Origin of the sequence: Bradyrhizobium sp. CCBAU 65884 (genome assembly GCF_028128835.1) — a bacterium.
Lineage (GTDB): Bacteria > Pseudomonadota > Alphaproteobacteria > Rhizobiales > Xanthobacteraceae > Bradyrhizobium > Bradyrhizobium ottawaense.
Genome location: NZ_LBJU01000130.1, coordinates 103,028 through 128,128 on the forward strand (window position 1 = coordinate 103,028; position 25,101 = coordinate 128,128).

General features: G+C 61.7%; 14 protein-coding genes and 1 tRNA gene. 5 read left to right on the top strand and 10 right to left on the bottom strand.

What is annotated here, in order from left to right; all coding sequences use genetic code 11:
* The first annotated feature begins 117 nt into the window (after positions 1 to 117).
* The 4 genes from XI03_RS32325 to XI03_RS40605 all read left to right on the top strand — a co-directional run bounded on the left by XI03_RS32325 (position 118) and on the right by XI03_RS40605 (position 7,458).
* Positions 118 to 2,670, top strand: a complete 2,553-nt coding sequence (locus XI03_RS32325; RefSeq protein ID WP_271594372.1) for a PD-(D/E)XK nuclease family protein — start codon at positions 118 to 120, stop codon at positions 2,668 to 2,670.
* The gene (locus XI03_RS32330) at positions 2,670 to 6,017 is read left to right on the top strand and encodes a UvrD-helicase domain-containing protein (RefSeq protein ID WP_271594373.1); all 3,348 of its coding nucleotides are present in this window, start codon (positions 2,670 to 2,672) and stop codon (positions 6,015 to 6,017) included. Before XI03_RS32325 ends, XI03_RS32330 begins: the two co-directional genes overlap by 1 nt.
* A 102-nt stretch (positions 6,018 to 6,119) precedes the next feature.
* Positions 6,120 to 6,632 (top strand): hypothetical protein, encoded by a 513-nt coding sequence (locus XI03_RS32335; RefSeq protein ID WP_271594374.1) that lies wholly within the window; start codon positions 6,120 to 6,122, stop codon positions 6,630 to 6,632.
* Positions 6,633 to 6,897: 265 nt separating this feature from the next.
* The gene (locus XI03_RS40605; protein ID WP_442869769.1) at positions 6,898 to 7,458 is read left to right on the top strand and encodes an HNH endonuclease; all 561 of its coding nucleotides are present in this window, start codon (positions 6,898 to 6,900) and stop codon (positions 7,456 to 7,458) included.
* A 282-nt stretch (positions 7,459 to 7,740) separates the two neighbouring features.
* Here the strand turns inward: XI03_RS40605 and XI03_RS32340 are convergent, their stop codons facing one another.
* From XI03_RS32340 to XI03_RS32375, 9 genes are all read right to left on the bottom strand, one after another.
* Positions 7,741 to 9,075 carry an McrC family protein gene (locus tag XI03_RS32340; RefSeq protein WP_271594375.1) on the bottom strand — a complete coding sequence of 445 codons (1,335 nt, stop codon included), beginning with the start codon at positions 9,073 to 9,075 and terminating at the stop codon, positions 7,741 to 7,743.
* A complete protein-coding gene (locus XI03_RS32345) occupies positions 9,072 to 11,450 on the bottom strand; it encodes an McrB family protein (protein ID WP_271594376.1) in 2,379 nt (792 codons plus the stop codon). The genes XI03_RS32340 and XI03_RS32345 overlap by 4 nt, the downstream gene beginning before the upstream one ends.
* Before the next feature lie 8 nt (positions 11,451 to 11,458).
* Entirely contained in the window at positions 11,459 to 14,341 is a 2,883-nt protein-coding gene (locus XI03_RS32350; protein WP_271594377.1) for an ATP-binding protein, read from the bottom strand.
* A gap of 10 nt (positions 14,342 to 14,351) precedes the next feature.
* The gene (locus tag XI03_RS32355; protein ID WP_271594378.1) at positions 14,352 to 17,111 is read right to left on the bottom strand and encodes a DUF1156 domain-containing protein; all 2,760 of its coding nucleotides are present in this window, start codon (positions 17,109 to 17,111) and stop codon (positions 14,352 to 14,354) included.
* Entirely contained in the window at positions 17,108 to 20,518 is a 3,411-nt protein-coding gene (locus tag XI03_RS32360; RefSeq protein WP_271594379.1) for a helicase-related protein, read from the bottom strand. Before XI03_RS32360 ends, XI03_RS32355 begins: the two co-directional genes overlap by 4 nt.
* Entirely contained in the window at positions 20,515 to 20,796 is a 282-nt protein-coding gene (locus XI03_RS40610; protein ID WP_442869762.1) for a JAB domain-containing protein, read from the bottom strand. Before XI03_RS40610 ends, XI03_RS32360 begins: the two co-directional genes overlap by 4 nt.
* A gap of 3 nt (positions 20,797 to 20,799) precedes the next feature.
* Positions 20,800 to 20,997, bottom strand: coding sequence for a methylation-associated defense system helix-turn-helix domain-containing protein MAD1 (gene mads1, locus XI03_RS32365; protein WP_232674383.1), 198 nt, complete (start codon positions 20,995 to 20,997; stop codon positions 20,800 to 20,802).
* A gap of 468 nt (positions 20,998 to 21,465) precedes the next feature.
* Complete coding sequence (locus XI03_RS32370; protein ID WP_271594380.1) at positions 21,466 to 23,007, bottom strand: site-specific integrase; 1,542 nt, start codon at positions 23,005 to 23,007, stop codon at positions 21,466 to 21,468.
* An 86-nt stretch (positions 23,008 to 23,093) separates the two neighbouring features.
* Positions 23,094 to 23,180: transfer RNA gene (locus tag XI03_RS32375), tRNA-Leu, on the bottom strand.
* A 151-nt stretch (positions 23,181 to 23,331) separates the two neighbouring features.
* Between XI03_RS32375 and XI03_RS32380 the strand changes: the two genes are divergently transcribed.
* Entirely contained in the window at positions 23,332 to 24,297 is a 966-nt protein-coding gene (locus XI03_RS32380) for a complex I NDUFA9 subunit family protein (RefSeq protein WP_271594381.1), read from the top strand.
* Between the two features lie 60 nt (positions 24,298 to 24,357).
* On the opposite strand, the gene XI03_RS32385 is transcribed toward XI03_RS32380, so the two are convergent.
* Positions 24,358 to 25,098 carry an SDR family oxidoreductase gene (locus XI03_RS32385; RefSeq protein WP_271594382.1) on the bottom strand — a complete coding sequence of 247 codons (741 nt, stop codon included), beginning with the start codon at positions 25,096 to 25,098 and terminating at the stop codon, positions 24,358 to 24,360.
* Between the last annotated feature and the right edge of the window lie 3 nt (positions 25,099 to 25,101).

A 25,101-nucleotide genomic window follows, 5' to 3' on the forward strand; every position in this document is an offset into this window, starting at 1 on the left:
TGGGGCCTTGTGAGCGCAGTGTTGCCAACTCGCCGAACGGTTGTCGTTCATACAAATCTTGCAGCCCATATGGCTCGGGTCGCTGCCGCGCGGCGGGGAGAAATCGGACTTCAGATCATGAGCATGGGCCAAGTTGCCGCACGCGTTGCAGGCGGCTTCCTCAGGCCCATCGATACCGATGCACTGCGTGAGGCTGTCCGGGACGCGTTGCCGACCGTCACTCTTGGTGAGCTTGAGCCAATCAAGGGCCTGCCTGGCATGGTCCGCGCCGCGGTTGGCACTCTCGACAAGATCTGGCGGGCGGATATCGATCTCTCTACCTCCGAGCATCCACGTCTACAAGCACTGGCCGCTCTGGAAGCCCAAGTGTTGGAGCGGCTGCCGCCTTCAATGAAGAAGCCGCGCAGCTTGGTTGATCTCGCGCTCAACCGGCTGATCCATGCCCCCGCTGTCTTGGGCCCAGTCGAAATTCACAGCCATAGCGAAATGCCGGTTTGCTGGCGCCGATTGCTTCTCGCACTTGCGAATCGCGTACCCGTGGTCTGGGTAGCCGGTCCGCGGTCGGTTCCGGATTGGGTCATCGGCAAGAACATTGAAATTCAACAAAGTTTGCCATCCGGAATTGCGCCAGATGTTTACTCTTGCGCCACGCCGCAGCACGAGGTTTTGGAAGCCTTTCGATGGATGCGATCGCTTCTTGCTGATGGCAAGGCAAAGCCGGAAGATATTGCCATAGCAGCCGCAAGCCCTGCCGATTACGACGACTACGTCTCGGCGCTATCCCACGAAGCGAACATTCCGGTTCACTTCGTACAAGGCATCCAAGCCGTCGCGACCCCGGCAGGTCAAACCGCTGCGGCGTTGGCTGACGTTCTCGTGAACGGGATTTCCCAAGCACGCGTACAGCGTTTGCTGCGCCGGCTGGATGGCAATGAATGTATTGCCGCGTTACCACGTGACTGGACCCGCGTTCTTCCTGCCGACGCCCCTCTTTCAACTCTCGAACGCTGGAAGCAGGTGTTCTCCTCAGTTGAGTCTACCGCTTGGCCGGGCGGGGTCGACCGGTCCAAGATCGTGCTTGACGTGTTGCAGATTCTTGAAAAAGGTTCCGCGGGAGCACAGGAAGCCGGAGAAAAGCTGCTCCCAAAGTTGCCTTTGAAGCTCTGGCAGCTCGCACTTGAGGATGGGCCGGCCACAGCACTTCCCGTTACCCTTACTCGGCTTCGCATTGCTGACGATCTCGAACCAGCTTCGCATCCAATTTGGACACCGGCGATTTCACTTGCGGCCTCCCCCCGACCTTTCGTTCGCTTGCTCGCACTGAATGCCGGTCGATGGCCGCGCCGAATTTCAGAGGATCGTCTCGTCCCCGATCACATCATTCCGATCGAGGATCTGGACCCACTACCCGTGTCAGACGCGGACCGCAGTGATTTCGCGACCATTGTCGCCAGCGCTACCCAAGCATCGATCTCCTTCAGCCGGCGTGACGTCGAGGGGCGTCTGTTGGGGCGTTCGCCCTTAGTCGGCGAGTTCAAAGAGACCTACTTAAGTTACGGCAGGATCCCGGAACATGCCGCAAGCGAGCCAGACCGTTTGACCGCTCGGCCGACGGAATTCCGGGCTACACCGTCGGCGCGCTCCGGGTTAGCTGCGTGGCGAGACTGGTATAGGCGCCAAATCAACGCGCACGACGGTCTCGTTCGCCCAAAGCACCCACAGCTCTATAAGGTATTTCAGCAGCCTATGTCTGCGACTTCGTTGCGGATGCTATTGCGAGATCCTATTCGCTTTGTCTGGCGATACGCTCTGGGATGGCGTCAACCAGAGGAGACCGACGAACCGTTTAGTGTAGATCCACTCACTTTCGGCGTTCTCGTCCACGAAACTCTTCAGCTCGCCGTCGGCACGCTCGAGTCAAATGGCGGTTTTGCAAAAGCCAAATCGGATGATGTCACGAAAGCCATTGAGGAGGCGGTTCTTGCGACGGCCGCGCAATGGGAAACCGAGCAACCTGTACCGCCCCCAATAATCTGGCGGAACGCTTTGGAGGCAACCCGCAAAGTTGCGACCGCGGCCTTAACTTATCGTCTTGATCGACTGCCAAAACAAAAGAGTTGGACTGAAATTCCATTCGGCATGGCAGATGGCCGCGGCCGTAGCCTCCCATGGGACCCTTCGGTATCTGTGGGAATTCCAGGAACGGGGATTATCATTCAAGGGCAAATCGATCGGCTGGATTTGTCGGGCGACAATCGCCAGGCGCGTGTCATCGACTACAAAACTGGGCGCCTGAGTCGGGACATGGCGGATGTCGTGCTCAAAGGCGGCACTGAGCTGCAGCGTTGCCTTTATGCCTTTGCTGTCCGAACGCTGCTTGGTCCCAACGTTAAGGTCGAAGCGGCTCTGCTCTATCCGAAGGCGACCGACGGCCACCAGGCATTGTTTCCGCTCGACGATATCCAGGGGGCTCTGGACACACTCGCTGCGGCCATATCGTGTGGTCGAGACAATATTGAAAAGGGACTCGCGCTTCCCGGCATTGATGCGGGTGATGGCTTCAATGATTACGCGTTCGCACTACCAGCCAATCCGAGCTATCTGACTCGAAAGCGTCCTGTCGCCGATAAGCGCCTGGGCGACGCCATCAAGATCTGGGAGGCGCCATAATGAAGACACGCGAACTTCCAGACCTGGCTGCGCGCACGGCCGCCCTTACCCACATCGACCGGTGCATGTTGGTGGAAGCTGGTGCGGGCTCAGGCAAGACCTCGATCATGGCCGGGCGGGTGGCGTACCTGTTTGCTCAGAGCGTGAGCCCGAAGAATGTGGCGGCGATCACATTCACCGAATTCGCTGCCAGCGAATTGAGAATCCGTATTGAAAGATTCGTTAGCTCGCTTTCTATCGGCCAGGTTCCAGACGACATTGCCAGAGCCTTCCCCGGCGGGGTGTCAGATAGTCAACGTCAAAACCTGACCCGCGCAAAGCAATCCCTCGATGAGCTTCTCTGCACCACCATCCATGGGTTCGCGCAAGTTCTGATTAAGCCCTACCCGGCGGAGTCAGGAATAGATCCTGGCGCCGAGATCGTCGATCCGACCGAGGGAGACCTCGCCTTCAATGAGCGATATCTAAATTGGCTTAAAGAGCACCTCGCCGGCGAACGCGACGACGATGTAATCGCCGAGCTGGTGCTTGCTGACGAGTCTCGCGGCCTGCGTGTTATTCGGAGCATTGCAGATTTCCTGCGGAAGACTCGTGATGCCAGGCTCCCAAATCACGCCTGGTCAACCTCCCTTGCCAAAAAACTCTCAGCAGCAGCCGCGGCTTTTGAGAAGGAGATAGCTCAGCTCGAATTTCAGGAAGAACAAACCGGCCAAGCGTGCACAGCATTTATCGAAATGATAGATGCGCTCGGTGGCTCTGATCTAGTAGCCACCAAGCCTAGCAATCGCGCCCTTGTTCAAGCAGCGAGCATTCCTCGGCATGTTGCCTGTTTCACGCAGAGCGGCGGGAAAAGACAGCTGAGAACAAAGGGCGCTTGGGAGAAAGCTGCTGCTGCTGCAGGCAAGAGCAAGGCTCATGGGACAATGGCCTTTCAGGCCTGTGCAGCCAGGTACGACGCCTGTCACGAGGCGCTCAGTGAATTGATGGCTATGTTAGCCGGCGAGCTTCTTGCTCGTATCGCGAATGCCATGGACTGGCTTTTCGCTGACTGGCGCGAGTACAAACGTTCTGCCGCGCTCCTTGATTTCGATGATTTGCTACATACCGCCAGGGAGCTTTTGGCCAAGAACGATGACGTCCGGAGAGCGCTCGGAAAGCGCTACCGGCACGTCTTGGTAGATGAATTTCAAGATACGGATCCGTTACAGCTTGAGATCCTGTGGCGTTTGTGTGGCGATCAGCCGAATGATGTAGACGGGGATGCGTTGACAAGAGTCCTTCGTCCGGGCTCTCTCTTTCTGGTCGGGGATCCGAAGCAGGCCATTTATCGATTCCGCGGCGCAGACGTAAACGCCTATCTTCGGGCGCGAGAGGCGATTGGCGAACCATGGGTGGCCAACATCGTTGCGAACTTTCGCTCGGTTGAGCCAATCCTTGCGTTCGTCAACGGAGCCTTCGCTGGCCCTCTCTCCATGGCTGCAGGGCAGCCGGGTTTTACCGCTCTGGCAGCAACCCGTCTTCCGGAAAAGAACGCACCAACTGTCGCGGCACTCGATGTTGTGGTCGAGGATGGCGAGGATAGCGCCGAGCAATTGCGTGATGCAGAGGCGGACAGGGTCGCAGAACTCTGCTCAAAAATAGTTGGTAACCTCAAAATACGCGAGAATGGCGAGCTGAGGCCCTGCCGGTTTGGCGATATTGCACTCCTTGCTCCGGTCGGAACTGATCTCTGGCGGTTCGAGGAAGCCCTAGAGCAATGCGGAATTCCAGTCTCGACGCAAGCCGGGAAAGGTTTCTTCCGACGGCAGGAAATTCAGGATCTCATCGCGCTAACTCGCGCAATCGCGGATGCGCGCGACACGCTTGCCCTGGGGGCTCTACTGCGTGGTCCTCTGGTTGGATTATCGGAAACTGAGCTGCTCGATATTGCCGACGGCATTCCCACCGACCCGAACCGCCCCGACCGCCTTCCAAATCTCACGCTTTGGACCGAGCTCGAGAAGATCGATCATAAGTTGGCGCGCGACGCCATCAAGATCTTGCAGTCTCTCGCGCGAAGAGTGCGTACGACAACGCCCTATGCGCTACTTTCGGACGCCGTCAGTCTGCTTAACGTCCGCGCGCATTTTCGTCATCGTTTCCCCGCCAGTGCTGATCGTGTGCTCGCAAATCTAGACCTATTCCTGGAGATGTCGCGCGCCTACGATGTGCGTGGGTTCCTCGCATTTGCGAGGGACATGAGGGCAAATTGGGAGGAACAGGTTCTCCAGGTCGAGGGGCGTCCAGACGCCGAGGAACAATCCGTCGCTCTGATCACCATTCATGCCGCTAAGGGTCTCGAATGGCCCGTCGTTATTCCGATCAACATGACTGGAGCGCCCAAGTCTGAGACCGGGCTCATGCACGATCGACGATCAGGCGAGTTTTCGGCCCCGATCCTAGCGATCGAGCCGGCAGGCTACTCCCAGCTAAAATCCTGGAATGAGCTCGAATTGGCTCGTGAACGCATTCGCCTTTGGTATGTTGCTGCGACCAGAGCTCGAGATTTGCTGATCCTGCCGCGCCATTCCGCACAGCTATCTGACAAGTCGTGGGCGCGGCTGGTCGACCTCGGTCTTCCGGCTCTGCCTACGATAGAGCCCACTGATCTCGGCACGCAAATCGCGGCACTGTGTGCTGCTGAAGAAAACAAGCAGAGCTTCGAACTGTTTGGACAGCAAGCCGGCGGCATTTCAGAGGCGTATCACACGATCGTTTGGAATCGACCAAGCCGCCATGAGGTCGATGCCCCGCCTCAGGTTGAAGAGGAGCGGATTTTTCGTGATCCGGAGCAGGTCAACGAATCGATCGAGCCACCTGAGGTGCTTGGTAGCCCTACTCGCGGCACGGTACTCCATAAGCTAGTCGAAGAGGTGTTAACAGGAGAAACATCCGATACGCCGCCAGAGCTTGAGCGGCGGGCGATTGATCTGCTGTCGCAATTGGGCCTTGAGGCCTCGGAAGACCCGAGGGCTGGCATTTCGCCTGTGGAGCTCGCGTCAACTGTTCTTCGAACCCTGATGCTTCCGGAGATCGTGACCTTGCGTCCACATCTAGTGCCGGAACAGACGGTGTTCGGTCGACAATCCGAGAATGGAGAGGAAACACTCGTCTCGGGTATAGCGGACGCCTTAGTTCGCGATGTTCACGGAAACGTCCAAACAGTTATCGACTGGAAAAGCGACGTTCGCATGACTCAGACGAAGCAAGCCGAATATAAGGCTCAGATTCGAGCTTACTGCAAATACGCAGCGGCGGGCCATTCAATGCTCGTCGCAATGACCCCCGGTCATATCTTCTCTGATTAGAGTTGTCGCATAATTGCTCTTATTACGGTCGTGCAAAGGCCTGCTCTACCCGCTCAGCCTACCGAGAAGAAGAGCGGTTTCAAGCTTACTGGCGAGGAGCAAATGAACGTAGATGAACTCACCGACGAACAGCTGGACACCTTCGAGGCGAACTATCGAAGAGTGAACAAAACCGAGGGGGGTAAATACTCGCTCAGCGAGATCTTGCTTGAGAAGCTGCGCCGGAAGCCGACGGCATTCGGTACTCGCGAAGTCGCTGCGAAAATCCTGGAGCTGGCCAGAGGGTCTGACGATGGGTTGTGTACTTACGGACAAATCTGGTCTGAGTTTCGACCGAACGCGCCTTGGGAGGGGCATAAGACGCTCTCAATAGTCGCCTCAAGTCTTGGACGCGTGGTTCACTATTGCGTCACGAACGACTTGCCAATCCTTACAACACTGGTTGTCCAAACCGGGACTAGACAGCTTTCTGAGAAAGCCATTCAGAACATCTACAACGATTGCAGAGAATTGGGCGTAAGAGTCGGCCCAGATCCGGATGCGTTTGTGAGAAAGCAGGTCGACTTAGCACGAGCCCTAGCTATCAGTGATTTGCCTATCCCGGCGACTAACTGAGGAAGCTCCCCACAATGCTTGGGGTCGCTACACGCCGCGAAACGCAGCCATGAAAAACTCAGGGCTCTGCAACGAGCGCCGAAACACGTAGGCAATATGAATGGTGGGTACTTCTTTCCTTAGAGTGCATTGGATTTCGGGGGACTACAAGGGCGCAATTGACTACCTGCCTTGGAGTTGGTTTTCGTGAGAGGGAACGGCTAGTGATTTGACGCACGAATTTCTTGGTACTGATGGCGTCATCCGGTCCGCCCGCTGCTCGGTTATGATCCGTGGAAAAAGTGCGACTCTAGATTATGGCGGCAAGTATTCTCGGGCAAACCTACGAAACTACTGCGAGCCGGGCCTGCTCAAGATTGTTTTCAGGAGCCACACCCGCAAAGTACCTGAGCAGCTTTGGTGGGCCGAGGACGGAGGGGATTTCAAGCCGGGCTTCGCAATTCCAGGTATCGGACAGGAGGACCTCGAGGCTGAGGAAGGAGAGCCCAAGTTCGTAGCACACCTCAGAAGGGAACGCGCTCCTAAGTTGCGAGAGAGAAAGATAGAGCAGGTGCTCGGTGAGCTAAGAGAGCTTCGGTGCGAAGCGTGTAACTTTTCCTTCCGAGACCAATATGGCTCTTTGGTTGGAAATTTCTGTGAAGTACATCACCGAAAGGGTCTTGCGGCGACCGGTCCTACTGGCACTCGGCTCAAAGATTTGGCCGTTTTGTGCTCGAACTGCCATCGGATGATCCACCGGACGAATCCCATGATGTCGGTCGAGCAGTTCGCTAGACGGGTCGTTCAAGAGAGGTTCACACTCTCAGCTGCTCGGCGCGCCAGGTAGAGGAGGAGGAAGGATGACCAATCCGGTCAAGCTGGGCGTCGGCATCGGTAAGCCGGATCCGGAGCCGCTGATGAACAAACTCATCTAAGCGCTGGCGGTCAGAGCCACGAAGCGAGTCATTCGCGTGCAGATAGGCCGATCGAATGTCTGCCGGTCCGGGCGCCGGAGTCCACTTGGACCAAGTCACAGCAAAAGAATGCCCGCTGCGGCCGCCAATCCCGCACCGGCGTTCTCCTGATCTCAGGCCCCGATCGAGACGGCAAAAGACTCGGTGCGTGCCCATCAGGGCGCCCCAATCTGGCCGGCACCCGAGACGACCCGAGCAGCCACGGGGGCCGTCGCGTTCACTGCATCTAGCGGCCACCAGCGCTTGAGCGTGCCGTCGAGCAAGTCGTCGACGGGCACGCCAACGAGCCGGATGCGAACATGCTGCGCCGCTGCCGACGGAGCGAAGAGTAGTGTTGTGGCCCGCTCGAACTCGCCGCGCGCGAGCGGATGAAGGAGCAGCACCTCGCGCGGCTCCGGCATCGAGTACGCCAAACCATAGGTCGTGAGCTGGTATAGCTCAGCCGCCGAAGGTGGGTTCTCGTGACGGTTCTTGTACTTCGCGTCTGCCACCGCGACTACCTTCGTACGCCGGCGGAACACAAAGTCCGGGCGGATGGTCGGCTGGTTCCATCCCCCAGCGTTCTCAAGGTAGCTAAACACGCCCGAGCGAACGTCCTGCATTCCAATGCGCACATCGTCGGGGCTTTTCTCCGACAGATAGCGCCCGAGGAAGCGTTCGAAGACCAGGTTCATGTTGAGCGTGAAGCTGGAGAGCGGCATCGCCCCCGCCTCGACGTGTCCGCCAAGGCGCGCACCGTAGTGGATGAGTTCGATGAGCGTCAGCGCGGTTCGGTAGTGGCTCGACCGACGATCGAGGCCAGATAGCATCGTCTCGAGCCGGTCCGTGCTGAGCGGGCGATGTTCGAGGTCGCCGAAGAAGCGGTCTGCTGCGCGGGCCAGATCGAGCCGCAGATCGCGCGACTCCATCACTGACGCTGCGAGGCGAAGTCCAGCGGCCAAGACCCGGTTCAGCTCGTGGTCCACCGTCAGGTCCTCGTAGGTGCAGCGCACAGTCGCTAGGCGTGGGTGGGTCGCGATGTGACGCAGGTCGAGACGGCCACGCGGCGTGGCGAGGTCCTCATTGCGCGGCTGATACGTGGGCAGCAGCCCGCCACGGACGATGCGCTGGACGGCGCGAAGCAGTGAGAGACCGAGGAGGTCGATGAGCCCGTGTTCCGCGCTCTCATACGTCGTACGCGTCTCGGTGATGACCAGATCCGACAGGTCGAAGGCGTACGCGACCATACGCATCAAGTTGTCGAGGCGCAGCTTCGGCAGGATGACGAGTCGCAAAGAGCTGAGCTTCACGGTACCGATGTGCGGACCGACCGAAACCGAGAGGCCAGAGCGAAGCTCGGTGAAGCGCAGGCTGGCGCGGCCGTCCAATTCCGCGATCAGCTCGCGGTCCGCAGCGGAGAGCCGCACGTCGCGCAGGAGTTTGCCAGCACTCGGCGTGTCGGGCGTGGTGGTGCTCCACTCGCGAACCTGCAGGACAGGAGCCGCAGTCATGCGTTCAGACCCTGTTCGTCGTGCGGCTCTTCAAGATCCTCGTCATCCGGGAGATCCTCGCCAAGCACGGCGTCGTACTTCTTGTCGTCCGGCGTGACGATCGCAGTGAGCGCCTGCGCAAGCGCGTCTTCACGCCCCGGCTCGAACAGCTCGAATCGCAGGTTCGCTGTGTCGCGATCGAACACGCCGCCCTTGTCCGCCGCTAGGATGTTCGCGAGCTTGTTCGGGTCCTCGTAGCAGTACTCCTGCAGGAGCGGCCAAAGCTCGTCGCGCAGGATCTCGCCGATGCGGCTGATGGTGGCAGCCGGCTTGCCGCCTGGCATGAGGTACGCGTGACCGACCTGGAGATTGCGGCCATCGCGCCCGAGCTGCTCAACGATGCGGCGGTTCAAGGCGCGCAGCCAAGTGCTGAGCGCGATGTCCGCGATGCTGCCGGAACGGAGAAGGTGCGGCTCGGGAAGTAGCTCTTTGAAAGCGAAGCGCCGTCGAAGCGCCGTGTCGAGCAGCAAAATGGACCGGTCCGCCGTGTTCATCGTGCCTATGACGAGCAGGTTGTCAGTGACCGTGAACGGCTCCTTCGATAGCGGCAGCAACGCGCTCGTCGTTCCGCGCTTCGATGTCTCGATGAGCGTGATGAGCTCGCCGAAGATCTTGGGAATATTCCCTCGGTTGATCTCGTCGATGATAAGGACGAAACGCTTGGCGGGTTGCGCCTGCGACGCCGTCACCATCTTTTTGAAGATGCCCGGCTCCAGCTTGAAACCCTCGCCGTCCGGCCGGTACCCCTCGATGAAGTCCTCGTAGGAGTACATCGGGTGGAACGTACAGGTCGCGATGTACGGATCGGTGCCGCCGCGCCCATAGACCATGTCTCGCTGCCGGTCCGAAAGCTGCGACGGCAGACAGTTGAAGTTGTGGCGAGCGATGACCTCGAGGGCGATGCGGTCCGCGTGATACGTCTTCCCGGTGCCCGGCGGGCCGTAGAGGATGACCTGCCGCTTCCGGTCGAGCATGTCGACGACCTGGCGCGCGATGCCTTCGAGTGGCGGCGGCGGATCGACCATCACGCCTGACGAGTGCGCAGCGCCGCTGACGACTGACTTGGGCGGTAGAACCGAAGGCGTGTCGGCGAGCGCGTTGAAGTTCGGCCAGGACGCGGGACCGATGCCGTTCACGAGCAGCGATGCCTCGAGATCTGCGACCGCGGGATGCGTCGGCTCGAGCGCGACCAAGCCCGTTCCGAGCCCGCTGATGGAGGTAGAGACCTCGAAGCTCCGGTTGTGGACCCATCGCACCGAAACCTGGTGCGGCCGTTCCGCTCCTTGCGCGAAGCGGTAGCTGCCCGTCACGGTGCCCACTGCGACGATCGTGGACGCGTCCGAGAGCAGCGCCACGAGGCTGCCTTCCTTCAGACGGTAGACGAACTCGGTCAGGCTGCGGGCCTCGGTTGACGAGGTGGGTAGCGAGGCGTCTTGAAAAGCCGTCTCGACGGCGAGGCGGATGTCGCGCTTCTTGTTTAGCGCGATGGCCTCCGCAAGGCTACCGACCTTCATAGGCCCCAGCGCAAGATGCTCGTGAGCCAGCATCTCCTTCCACGCCGAAACCTCGCCCGCGAGACCAAGGCACCAGTGATCTCGCGGGATGAGACCCTTACCGACTCGATAGCGAAGTTGGACCGGCAAGTCGGCCAGCGTTGGGAGGCTGTTCCAGAAGCGGATGATCTGGATGTCGAGTGCGTAGAGCCCCTGCCATTGCGGCTTCTCGCCCACGTAGTAGAGGGTGGCTTCTGACCACGACGTCGTCGCGTTCCACGTCACGAGGTCAGGGAACACAAGGTGCAGGTACTTGTGCATCCATGCGCTCTTGCTCCAGCGCGGAGCCGCGTCCTCAACGGCATCTTGGAATTTCTGCGGGTCGATGTTCTTGGCGTCCTTGCCATGGAAAGCGCGCAACGCCTCGACCGCCTCAAGCAGCTCGGAGCGGCGCTCCTCCAGCGCCTTCAATGCGTCGGCCTCACTTATGTTGGAGATCTCCCGTCCTCCCTCCAGCTTCGCGCGCCACGAGCCGGTCTTCTTCTCCTGCCACGGCCCAAACTTCGCCGCCGAGCCACCCGCGATGCTGCCGAAGAGCGCAAAGTTGAACTCGTCGTCGTTTTTGAACTCCAGCCAGTAGTCCATTGGCTGGTCGTTGCTCGCGTTGTGTGGGAGCTGCCGCAGCAGTTCTGTACCGCTCATCTTGGCGAGCTGCTCAGGCCCGAAGTGCGCAAGGAACGCCGAGCGCTGGCGCGAGAGCTCGGTGACGTCGGGAAGCACGAAGGAACGCCCTAGCTCCGCTGCGATGTAGCGATTGAGGATATCGTGGACGTCCTTGTTCATGAGCGCTCCTACGCCTCTTCGATCTTCAGGAGTTCATCGGAACGGAACAGGTTGAAGAGCGTCTCCTTGACCGTGTCCTCGATGAGCGTGGGACTAAAGCCGTTCTCTGCGGACGCTTCCACCTGCACGGTGATCTTGATATTGTCGGCGTTGCGGCCGAGCGCATTGATGATGCCGGTGTAGAACGTGTGAAAGTCGGTGAACGGCACCTCGACGTCGAGCTTGACGCGACGCGCTTTGTTGCTCGACGCACCACCATTGACAGGCTTCACCGTCGTGGCGGAATCGCCGGACACGGTGGTGACGCCTCCTGCGCTGCCGGACGAGCCGCCCGCCCCAGGGCCAGGGCTCGTCGGCTGCGCTACCACGGTTACGCCCCCGGTGGAGCCCGTACCGACGGTCGTTCCGCTTGGCGGCGGGGCCGCGAGCTTCTCGTCCGCGAGGCTGCTGCGGATGAGCAGATAGCCTTCTTCGAGAGAAACATCGGTGATGGCCAGTGCCGTCTTATAGTAGAGCACCTTCGCGTCTTCAGCGGCCGTACCCTCGCAAAGGGCGAATGTCCCGGCTCGTACGCCATCTGCGATCGACTGCTTCAGCACGTCGTCGTCCTTGAGGATCGGCAGGTGCGTGAACTGCCGGAAGTACCCGGGGAGCGCCTTGAGGCTGAGCGCAGGCTCCTTCTCCGGCCACACCTGCAGCTTCGTCGGATGCACTAGGAGAATCGGGGCGATCTGCTCCAGATACTTCTGCTTATCTTTGAGGAAGGCCACGACGAGCTCCGTGAGGTTCTGGTCCGTCGTCGCCGGCGGCTGCCCCATGTCGAGGGCCTTCAACGGTTCTCCGTTGCTACCGCCCCATGCGGCGTGACGATACGCGCGAAGAATCTGCTGCCGAACTCCCTTCGCAGCGTTCGACTTCTCGGTTTGCAGCTGCGTGTTCTGAGTCTTCGAGAGGTTGTGGCGCTCTCGGTTGGTGTCGACGTTCTCGGTCGCCAGGAGCCCCCGCACCCTTTCCTTGAGCGCCGCCACCTCGCTCTCATCCGCGATAACGAACACCAAGGTGTTGCGACGAGTGCGCGTCGACGTTCCGCTCTTGTTGAGGATGTCTAGTAGCGCAGCCTGCGTGTCGGCACGGCCTGCCACCCCGAGAGTGCGCTCGGGCGGCATCACGACGAGCTTGTTGCTCGCGCTGTCAGCGATGTCCCCGGAGCTCTCGGGCCAGACATAGGGAGAAAGTGGAGCTGCGGAGAGCAGCTTGCGCAGCTCACCGCCGAGTCGCTCCCGCACATTCTCGTCATCGACGCCGTTCTTAGCGTCGAGGAGGATGCGATTGAGGTTCGGCGTGGTCGAAAAGCGGAAGCGCTCGCCCTCAGTGTTGATGAAGTGGAAGCGCTCCTTCATCTGCAGCACGACGCCGGGGATGGTACCAAAGTCGATCTCGGGACGGGCCGACGCGAGGTGAAGCTCCGCAGGCGTTGCACCGCGCGAACCGTTTCCCGCTTCGCAGGTGAACAGGAATGTCGTGGTCGCGAGGCCCGCAGCGACGCGCCACTGCGTCATCAACGGACTCTGTTTGTCGAGCTCAGGGGCATTGGCCGTCGCGCCGATGATATCGGCCTCGAGCGCCGAGCGGAACTCGCGGTCGACGAGCTCCAGGAGTTCGGAGCGCAGCTCCTCGTTCGTCAGGTCGATGTCGCTCGCCTGGATGAGGCCTCCATTGTGGTTCTTCTTCAGTAGGTCCGCGACCAAGAGCGCGAGCACACGGAGCACGCCGCGCGTCCGCTGCAACTTCGGATTTGCACCGACGAGATTCAGGATGTCGAGCAGCGACGGATGGAACGGGTAGCACTTCTTGAACCGCTCGGCGTAGTCGTGCTCCTTCGCCGAGTCGGGGATCTGCGGGCGCGCCTTGAGGTCCGCAATGTACGCGTTGATCGTCCCGTCACGGCTGTTAGCCTTCTTCGTGCGCGTGCCCTTGTCGTCAGTGTCCTGCCCGAAGGGTACGAACAGCCGCCGACGGATGATCTCATGGACCTCGTCGCCCTGCACGGGCTCGCGGACCTTCTGCACGCGGCCGAAAACCTCCTGAAGGGCTTGCAGCACCTGCAGCGAGGCCGTGCCGTGGGTCTGCGTGCCGTCGCTACGTGGCAAAGTCGCAACCACAATGACGCGCGCGTGCTGACCGGCGCGCGTGGTGAGACGCTGGAGGAAGGTGCGCGTCTGCGCAGCCAGGGTAGACTCGGCAACTGAGACGGCGGCAGCGGTCTCGACGTAGTTTGCGACCTCGTCGAGGATAATAAGTCCGCCCTTCGACAGCTTAAGCAGCTTGTCTATGTCGTTGCCATCGGGCGAGACGCGGTCCGCATCGAAGTTCCGCACCAGCTCGTAGCCAGCCTTGCCAGCGAGCTGCCAGGCTAGGTGACCCCACATCGTTTGTACCGACAGGCCGGGTTCTAACTCCACGGCACCTACGCCGACTTGGTTGCCGTCGAAAGCGGCAACGGGAACCGCCGGAGGCGTCTTCCACCCGCGCTCGAACCAGTACTCTTTCAGAGCCGGATGATCGAAACAGGCGGCCCCGTTCTTCACGAGATGATAGAGCGTGATGAGCGTGTGCGTCTTGCCGCCACCGAAGGGCGTCTGGATCTGCATGACCGCGTCGCCGTCGCCCTGCCCGGTGAGGCGCCCAACTACCTCGCCGGCAAGCTGACGAAGGCCCGCCGTGAGGAAAGTGCGGTTGAAGAACCGGATCGGCTCGAAGTAGTCTGGGTTGCCGCTGCTGTTCAGCACGTCGGCAAGGCTGGCGGCGAAGTCGTTCTGCTTCACCTTGCCTTGCTTGATGTTGTCGTGCGGGGTGACAACATTCCGCCAGGGCGTTGTGGTGGTGGTCATGGTTCGTCTCCTAGAACAGCTTCCGCTGCCGCTCGGCAGCCTCGTCCTTCTTCGTGGGCGCCGGCAGCGAGCGTGCTCCGACTAGGAAGTTCTCGTACAGCGAGCGCTCTTTATCGCCGGGAGGCAGCACGTCGACGATGCTTTGCGCGAGGCGCTGCATGCGGTCGATGCCTCCGGGCAGAAGCGCCATCGCGAGGAAGTCCGCGAGGTCCTGTCGCTCGCCTGCCGCCCAGAGGTTGGCGGCGCGGTGGAGGACGTCGATGAGCGGCGCCAGCGTGCCCGTGGGCGCGGGCTCTCCGAGGCCCTTCGCCTTCTTGCGGTCTAGCGGTCCCTTCAGCGTGACCTTGTCGCCCGTCTTGGTCAGCACGCCCCTGTCGGAGACGAGCTCGGAGAACTCGCAGCCCATCGACTGCGCCATGTGAATCGCCTCGCCGCTCTCGACGACCGAAGCACCGAACGCCCATCGCCAGATGACGTAGAAGCGGCTCGCATCGTCGACGTCGCCAGCGGCTGCACCTTGAACGATGCGTTGGAGCGCGTAATCGGCGACGATGCCCCGGACCTTGTTGAGGAGCTCGGCGATCGACACCTCTTCCCCGCTGAGCTTCAACACTCGCTTGTGAGTCCCGAAGACCTCGATGGCGGGACCGATGGCCGACATGAAGAAGTCTGCGCCGCGAATTCCCTGCGTCCAGAAGTAGTCGAGGCGCTCATGAAGTCGTGCCTTCAGCGCCGGTTCGACGTCGTCGATGAAGCCCTCGTCATGTGCCGCGCGCTTGCGGCACACGATGAAGACCGAAGACGCGAGCGACGCCGCGCCCTGCGCGCCGGTGCGCGCGCCCATCTCCGTGTCGACTGGCCACGAGGCCGTGACGACGAGCCCGGCTGCCAGGAGAGAGGTCAGCAGCGTCTCCCAAGCGGCCGTGGTTTTGTGCGCGAACATGACGACGATGATTCCATCGTCCGCCAGAGTGCGGCCGGCCTCCTCGAAGGCCTTGGTCATCTCCGACTCGTAGAACGCGCGCGCCTTCGCCTCGCCGCCGTGGCGAGGGTTGTGTTGGATGATCTCACGGCGCTTCGGCGTTAGCGGACCGGAAAAGGCATCGGGAACGACGTCGCCGAGCGTTCGTCGCAGCCAGACGTAGAAGAAGTCCGAGATATCGGAGTACGGGACGGAGTCGTAGTACGGCGGGTCGGTGATCACCGCGTCGAGTCTCGGGAAGCGCGACGCGAGCTCCGTTGCGCTACCCATCAAGACGCGGGCCGGGTTGGGGAACGAGTTCTTGCGGATGACTTCGGTGCCCCACTCAACGGCACCGGACCAACTCGCGGTCTTCGATCCGATGGGGTTGCTCTCTACGTAGTCCCAGACCATCGCCACGGCCTGCTTGGAGTAGACGCCCTCGATCTTCTCGCCTGAGTTGTGCCAGCGAGACACCGTCGAGCACTGGTTCGCGATGCGGTCGAGCGCGAGCGCGAGATAGCAGGCGACAGCGTCAGCAAACGCTAGGTCCTCGCCGGTCTTCGCAATCTCGTCGCGCGTTGCTCGAATCGCCCGAGCGAAAGCGTCCAGCGTGACCGTCTGCCTCGCGTTGAAGAAGTCGGCAAACTTCGACATGCCGTAGCGCGTGACGGCGCTGAGCCCGCGGGCGTTGCCCGAGGGGCGGTCCGGGGTGACGTCGCCCTCGACGGGCTTGATCTTCGCCGCGAGTTCCTCTGCCTTCCGCCATGCCTTCCGATCAGCTTCGGTGGCCAAGCGATAAAAGCGCCCCTGCTGCTTCGTCGAGACCTCGCAGACGAGAACTAGATCCTGCTCGATCTTTCCGGCCATGCCTTCGGCCCGCATGTATTTGCCGTCGGTGACCTCACCGCAGCACGGGCAGAGCAGCTTGTTCTCGCCGTAGGTTCCGGTCTTTGGATCGAAGTCGATGTCCTCGTCGTAGTGGAGCGAGTACTCCACGCCGGTACGCTTCGCATTCGACTTGATGCGGTAGGCGATCTTACGGTTCGCCTTGTTGGCCAACCAGGTCTGGTTGACGACCGGGATCAACACGCGGCACGCCGGATTCGAGCAGTGAACCTGCCGCACCCAGAAGTAGCCCAGAACTTCACGGTCCGGGCCGCTCGAAGGGTAGAGGCTCCCGATCTCCTTGGCGACCCGCTGCTGGACCCAGTTCGCCCACCGCTCAACCTCGACAGCGAGGCGCGGCTCGGCGGGAACGTCGATGTTGGGAAGGTCACCGTCCTTCTTCGGTCGGACGACGTCCTCCGCAAAGCGCTGTGGGTAGTAGATCGAGCCGAGCTCGATGACGTGGGCCACGGGATTGAGATCATTCCCGAAGGTCTCGCAGCCGAGCCGCTGCGCCTCGAGAGGGATCGCGCCACCGCCGGCGAACGGGTCCAGTACGCGAGGATGCTCGTGCGCGTCGGTCGAGTCCTTTCCCTTGCGCCGGGCGAGGCGTGCCGCGTGGGCCTTCGTGATGTCGTCGGCCGCGACCTTGAGCAGCCCATGATCAGGGTGCGTGGGTTCGAGCACGTCCCAGTCGACAATCTTCTTTAGCAGCTCGTGCTGCCGCTGGCGCTCCTCCTTTGTCTTCGGTGCATCGACCATCGCGGCATAGACGGCTGCACGACACGCAGCGAGCGGTCGCCGCGCCCACCAGAGATGCAGCGTGCTGATGTGGCCCTTGCGGATGTACTTCTCCCGGGCGCTCTGCTCGCTGATCTCCGCCAATGGGAGGCTATCCTCGATGAGGCGCCTGTCGCTCATGCTTCGTTCCTTACGTGCTCTGGCATCGAGAGCTGGAGCCCGTCGATGTGGATGGATACCCGGCGGGTCATTTCGTCGACCTGGGCTGTCGCTGCGTCCTTCGGCGCAAGCCGGAGAAGCTGATCGTCCTTGGCGACGTAGAGCGCCGCGTGGCTATTGAGGTGCTGGAGCTGCGTCCACTCGGTGAACCTAAGCCAGATCTTGCCGTCGCCATCGAGGACGCGCGCCACGAGGAAGTCGACGCCTTGGCCCTCGGCGTCGCTCGCGACCGCGTCGAAGCCGAGGCCTTCGCGGCGCACGTCTTCGACCACGCGCCCTCGCGACGACTCGTACACGCGCACCTGTTCGAGCACGCTCTCGTCGGCCTTTGCCACGCCGACCTTGGCCAGAGCAGGCAGCACCGTCACAACTCCGAGGAACTCGGGAGCGCGCGGCACGAGCTGTTGCTCGAGCCGAATCTCGGCGAGGCGTTCCTGCTGGCGCCGCTTGGCCTCGTCCATGAGCCGCTGCTCGCGGCCGAGGGCGAGCGTCATGTCCTGGCCCGCGCTCGACTTGCTCTCAAGGTCGAGTAGGTGGTCGGAGTGACGGCTGATGACGACACGGAATGAGCGCTCGAGGTAGCGCTCCTTCAACGCCAGCTCCTTGAGCCGTCCGCTCGCAACCTCCTCGACGAAGCGCGGAACGAGAGCTTCGAGGCAGAAGCGCGTCGCGGCGTGCTTGCGCACGTCGAAGTCCGAGAGCGACGGCGGCGGTAGGCCATCGGTGCGCGGTCGCAGGTCATGGAGGCGAATCGGGTGCGCGGGCTCGAAGCTGGCGCTGCCCGGTGCGCCGAACTCGCGCACGGCGAAAAGGCGCTGCGAGAGTACGCGGCCAGTGCCGTCGCCGACGACGCCCCGGAAGAACCAGAGCAGCTCGGGCCCCTCGGCGTCGATGTCGAAGAACACAGCGCCGCGCGTGAGGGCGTCCGCGGAGCTGACCGACGCGGCCTGCAACACCGACTCGAACAGCGGATGGCCCGGGCCGAGCAACTCGGTGCGCCCATCTTCGCCGACGGCCTTCTTGTCGAATGTGAGCGATAGGTAGCTACGCTCGACCGTGCCGAAACGACGGCGGTAGTCGAGCTCTTGTTCGTGCCGCAAGTTCACTGGCACGCGTTCGACACGGAGCTTGCCGTCTGCGCGCCGCTCCGCGCGCCCACGGTTGCGCTCCAGCGCGCGCGTGAAGAAGGACTCGAGGTATGCCGGGATCAGCGAGTGGCTCGCCGACCGGGCCGCGTCCAGGCGAAGCTCCGGCAGGTTCAGGAACCGGCGCGCGAGCCCTTCCTCGCGGGCCGCGATGAGCGACGCTTGGTGTGCCGGACTCACCGCCTGTTCGATGCTCGAGATGGCGTCCTGCAGCCGACGGCGGTTCGTGATGCACGAGATGATGAGATCCGCCAGCGAGATCTCGTGGTCGTCGAGTAGATCGCCGACGAGGTCGAACACACGATCGGATCCGAGGCCCCGCCGCATCTCGTCCATCTTGTTGAGCAGCGCGGCGAGCACGGCGCCCTCGCGTGTGTCGGTCGCGACAAGATTGAAGATGAAGACCTCGTTCTTCTGGCCGATGCGGTGGATGCGCCCCATTCGCTGCTCGAGGCGATTGGGGTTCCACGGGATGTCGTAGTTGACCATCTGGTTGCAGAACTGCAGGTTGATGGACTCGCCACCCGCCTCTGTCGCCACCATCACCTGGGCCGGGCCTCGAAACAGTTCCTGCTGCTTGCGGCGCTGCTCCATCGAGAGCGAACCGTCGATGATGGCTACCGTGAAGCCCTGCTCGCGCAGCCTCTCGACGAGGAAGTCAAGCGTGTCCTTCGCCTCGGTGAAGATGAGGAGCTTCTCGCCACGCGCAGCGAGGCCCTCATCACGGAGGATCGCGTCGTTAAGCCTGATGAGTTTCGCCTCGATCCCGCTGCTGAGAGCCGCTCGGGCGCGACGCACGAGGCGTTCGAGGGCGAGTACCTCGGTCTGCAGCTCTTCAATCGACTCGGCGTTGGTGAGCCGCTCGACCAACGAGTCCTCGACTTTCCAGCGCTCCTCTTCGGTCAGGTCATCAAGGTCTTCGACTTCCGCACCGCCGAGCAATTCTTCGAGCCCAGTGTCGTTCTCGCTCGACTTCAGCGCGCCGCGCGCCTTGGTCGCGACGAGGGCGCGGACCTGGTCGAGAAGCGCCTGGAGCCGCTCATGGCGTCGCGTCAGCGACGCGGTGATCGCTGCGAGGCTGGAGGTCAGGCGGCGCTGCAGAATCGTCATAGCGAAGCCGACAGTGCGCTTCTCCTTCTGCATCGCCTTGTTGAAGTGCTCTGCGACGTACTCGGTGACCTCGTCGTACAGCTCGCGCTCGGCCCGACTCAGGTCGAACGTGACCGTCTTCACGGTGCGTTGCGGGAAAAGAGCCGAGCCGTCGAAGCGGCGCATCTCCTCCTTTAAGCGACGCAGGATAATCGGGTTGTCCGACGAGCGCATCGCCTCCTCGAGGATCTGCCGATCGGCGAAGAGGTCCTTGTCAAGCAGTTCGAGGAGCAGCCGGAAGTTCTCCGGGTCGCCCTTGTGCGGGGTGGCCGTGAGGAGCAACAGGTGCTTCGTGCGCACCGACAGCTCTTCGCCGAGCCGATAGAGCCGCGTCTTGCGCGTCTTCTGCGAGCGCACGCCCTGCTGGTATGCGGCCATCTTGTGGGCCTCGTCGACGATGACGAGGTCCCAGTCGGCATCCTTCAGCGACTCGAGTACGTTGTCGCGCGCCGCCCAATACACCGAGGCGATGCAGCGGTCGGCCTCGGTCCATGGGTTGCGGCCGACGTTCGCCTTGAGCGCCCCGTTGTCGATGATCGTGAACTCTTCGGAGAACTTGCTTGCGAGCTCCTCCTGCCACTGCCGCGCTACGAGCGGCGGGACGATGATGAGCACACGTTCGGCGAGCCCACGGAAGCGCAGCTCCTTGAGGAGCAGGCCCGCCATGATCGTCTTGCCAGCGCCGGGGTCGTCCGCAAGGAGGAAGCGAACAAGCGGTGACTTAAGCATGTAGCGGTAGACCGCGTCGAGCTGATGGGGCAGCGGTGTGATGGTCGATGCGTTCACCGCGAAGTGCGGGTCGTATTCGTAGGCCAGCCGGATCCGCATGGCCTCGATGGCAAGATGAAAGGCCTCGGCGTCGCCGGAGAAATCCATCCCCTTCGCGCTGGAGAGCACCTTGAGCGCTTCAACCTGCACAATCGTGACGATGATGCCGGGGTAGAACTGCCGCGTACGCATGCCGACGGCGTCGACCTGTAGCATGGTCCCGAAGTGGTCGACGCTGAGGACGCGCACGGGCTCGGGCCACAGCGGCCCCTCAATCACCATATCCTTCTCGAGGGTCACGCTCATGTCGTGGCTCCCGCGTTTGCGCGAAGGAGCCCGGCCTCAGTTATACTGAAAGTGCGAGGTCCCGCGCCGATCAGGCGGTCACCGACGGGCACACCGAGAGCATCGAACACTGCCGTCAACTGGGTAACAGCCGGATCTCCTTCGGAAGGCCGCGCCACGCCACCGGGGCAATTGTTCGCCAGGACGACCTGCACGACGCGGTGGTTCTCGAGCGTGCCGAGCACGCTCAAGTTGAAGCGATTGCGAAGCCGCTGGCGATGACCCTTGAGGCAAGACATCGCCTATTCGCGCTCCCCGTGGTCGCGAGAAGCAGCCTTCTGCTGCTCGATCCAGCGGTCAATGTCGACACGCTTGAACCGCCACTGTCCTCGCACCTTGAATGCCGGTAGTTGGCTCCTCTGAGCCATGGTGTAGACGGTCTTCTCGGCAACCTTGAGCAACAGGGCTACCTCCGGCAGCGTCAAAATCTCGTCCGGCATTAAACGGAGGCCCCATCGGAAAACATGGCAAAAGATGCCAGAAAGTACCGGATTTTGCCAGAGGAAAGGGTGACTGGTACCCGGTTCGTCGACTATTCGACAGGATAGCCTGCGGCAATTGTCCAATCTGCATCCCGGGAGGCTGCCTCCGTCCAGGACGGCCTCATCGATATGGGGCACAGGCAACGTCGGCCGAAACGACCCGGCACAGCAGGCACTGGTTGAAATTCTCAACGTGGATCAGTCCGCAAACAGAAGTAAATTCGCCCGCTCCTAGGATCGGCCTCTCAGCGAGAGGTGGGCGATTTCCCTGATGATGGCGCTATCGACGCGCGGTCGGACGTGTTGCCTAGGTCGCAACTTGCAGCACCAAGAACTCACTTTAGAACTCAAGTTTCGGAATTTTACAGATTCCCTCAACAAGGCCTCAACCGGAAATTCCCCATAGGTGAGCGCGTGGCTAACACATCAGAGAATCAGCTCCGGAATTCTGCAAAGCTCCCGATAAAGCGCTTCAACAGGAAATTCGCCGTAAGTATCTGCCACCGATTTCGATCCGTGACCGGTCATTGCCTCCAGAATATCCTTTGCTAGCCCGTGACGCCGTCCCAGTGTCTTGATGCGATGACGCCAAGAATGACTAGGCGAAACACGCGCATCCTTGATGCCGAGCTGACGCACAAATCGCCCGATAACCTTCGTGCCATTGCCGCCGCGCTTACCAAACTTGTCCGGCGACAAACCCGGAAAGATCGGCCCCTCCTTCTTCTTTTGAGCGAATCGTATGAAGCCATTTGCCTCCAGCGCCGGGTGAATAGGAATGATACGTTCCGACCCAGACGTTTTCACTGAACCGGCTTCAGGCATTACCTTTAGGCACCAAATCCCCTCGATCTCCACAATGTCTTCGTGTCGCAACTGGCAGATTTCGGATACGCGGGCCCCAGAGTACGCGCCGATCCATGGCACCCACCGGCGAACAGGATCTGTCTCCTTCAAGGCCGCGCGCAAGATGATCTTTGCTTCCTCCTCTGTGAAGCTCCGCTTCTTTTCGCCCTGCTTGCCGCGGGCATCAATCGTCACTCCGTCCGCGGCATTGACCGCCAATAGCTTGTTATCGACACCCCATTGCAGAATCGCTCGTACTGGAGCCAGCTTGGCGTCCTGGATGGTTTTGGGCCTCAGACCCTCGGCCACCATCGCCGCCTTCCAGCGAATCAGATCGTCGCCTGTCAATGCGCGTGCGTCGGCGTGCCCCAAAAACGCGATCAACTGTTTAAATACGCGGGACCACTCGTAAACCGTCTTGGGCGCTGGGCGACGCTCTGCGGTCCAGCCATCAACGACCTTTCCAAACGGCAACGGTTGTTTGTTCGAGGTGGGAGCGGACGAGGTAGTATGGCCGACGTGTGCGAACGGAAACACAGCGGCCTCTGGCTCACCGTCCGCTAGCCGTTTCAGCTTCAGACTGGCCCCCTGAATGATCCGAGCAACGCACCGGGCGAGCAATCGGACGCCGACATCGTCGAGTTGGATCCCCCGAGAACTTGAGATTTCCGTGGCGGCTTCGAGGCACCACCGTTCCATTTGCATAACTTCGATTTCGCCTTCCCTTAGCGCAAAGACGGCTTCAAGGCTGCTACCATTACCCAGGACCAGCGGGGGCTGTGGTGCGAAAACCCTCTCGCCATACTCGGTCCGCCATGAGGCCTGGGTACTAGGATTTTCGCGATGCTGAGAAATCCACCAGTCACCCAAGGGCGCTGCCAGATCGAGCGCTTCGCGCTCGGTCAAAACCTTGAGCCCGGCCCGAAGGTTTGCCCACTTGGCTTCAACCTCGGCTAACGCTGCCGCATGCCTCCCCTTGGCGACGGCCGGATCCCTCGTGCCGAGCGTGCGCAACTCTTCGCGCTTCCCGACGAGCCCAACCAGCTCATCCGGCACGCGTTTGCGTAACCAGTAAATTCCCGTTTTCGGATGCTTCCAAGGACGTGACATCGCAAGAGGCATGTGTATCACCCGTGTGTATCAAACGGGTAGCCTCAAGCTGTTGATTTTGCTCATTTGCTCTGAAAATCAGAGACTTATGAGTACGATGGTGCCCAGGAAAGGACTCGAACCTTCACGGCCGTTAAGCCACTGGCACCTGAAGCCAGCGCGTCTACCAATTCCACCACCTGGGCATGCCGTTTGGGGCACGGAGGCGGTTACTACGGTTCGGTGACGCCGTTGTCAATTCATGCGTGACCCGGGTTTGGGGATGCCGATTGCGCATCGCAAACCGGCCCGATACAAGCCTGACAAGACGCACTCTTTTCCGCAGGAACGGCTCCCATGGCATCGAATCTGGACACGCTCGTCACGGTTTTCGGCGGATCGGGGTTTTTGGGCCGGAATGTCGTCCGCGCGCTGTGCAAGCGCGATTACCGGGTCCGGGTCGCGGTGCGGCGGCCGGAACTGGCCGGATACCTCCAGCCCTCCGGCAAGGTCGGGCAGGTCCACACCGTGCAGGCCAATTTGCGCTATCCGGCCTCGGTCGAGGCGGCGCTGCGTGATTCGCACGTCGTCATCAACCTCGTGGGCGTCCTCACCGAGGGCGGCGCGCAGACCTTTGACGCCGTCCAGGCCAGGGGTGCCGAAACGGTCGCCAAGGCAGCGGCCGCGGCCGGCGCCCGCCTGGTGCATGTCTCGGCGATCGGGGCCGATGCCGAATCGCCCTCGCGCTATGCCAAGGCCAAGGCGGCCGGCGAAGCCGCGGTGTCGGCTGCGGTGCCCTCGGCCACGATCTTCCGCCCCTCCGTGATGTTCGGCCCCGAGGACCAGTTCACCAACCGGTTCGCCGCGCTGGCCCGGATGTCGCCGGTGCTGCCGCTGATCGGCGGCGAGACCAGGATGCAGCCGGTCTATGTCGGCGACGTCGCCACCGCGATCGCGGACGCCGTCGACGGCAAGGCCAAGGCGGGCGCGACCTACGAGCTCGGCGGGCCGGAAGTGCTGACCATGCGCGAGATCATCGAGGCCATCCTCGAGATCACCGCGCGCAAGCCGGCGCTGATCCCGCTGCCGTTCGGCCTCGCCCGCTTCCAGGCGCACTTCCTGCAATTCGCGCCGGGCGCCTTCAAGCTGACGCCGGACCAGATCACGATGCTCGAGCGTGACAATGTCGTGTCGGATGCGGCGAAGGCCGCCAGCCTGACGCTGGAAGGGCTCGGCATAACAGGCGATTCGCTGGAGGCGATCGCCCCGCAATATCTCTGGCGCTTCCGCGCCGCCGGTCAGTTCCAGCGTATGAGCGTGTGAGGTGGGTGTCACCTCTCCCGCTTGCGGGAGAGGGAGCAGACCGCCGCCGCGGCTACAGCCTCAAAACTTCAGCTTCTTGAACACCGCTTCCGGCAGCGTCTTGATGATCAGCATCACGAGGCGCCATTTGCCGCTGACATAGACGACGTCGGTCTTGTTCTCGACTGCCCGGAGAATGGCATCGCCAACCACCGGCGCTTCGACGGTGAGCGGGCCGATCAGCTTCATGCCATCAGTCATCTTGGTGCGGACGAAGCCGGGCTTGACGGTGACGACATGCACGCCGCCGCGGCTGGCGCGGGCGCGCAAGCCCGACAGGAAAGCGGAGAAGCCGGCCTTGGCCGAGCCATAGACATAGTTCGAGGCCCGGCCGCGATCGCCGGCCACGGACGACACGCCGACAAGCGTGCCGCTGCCGCGGCCTAAGAATTTTTCGGCGAACAGGCCGAGGATCAACGACGGGCCTTCGTAGTTCGAGCGCATGATCGCGGTGGCATGGACGAGATCGCTCTCGGCATTCTGCTGCATACCGAGCAGGCCGACGATCGAGATGACGACATCGGGCAATGCCGGCAGGCCGCTCACAAAGCCCTCGAATGAGGCGGTGTCGAGCACATCGAATTTGTAGAGACCGACGTCGATCGCGTAACGCGCGCGCAGATCGGCCGCGTCAGGCTCCAGCGCGGCGACGTCGCGGCCTGCGAGGCCGACATCGTAGCCGGCTTTGGCGAAGGCACGCGCGGCGGCGCGGCCGATGTCGGAGGAGCCGCCGAGCACCAAGACAGATTTGCGTGACGTCACGGC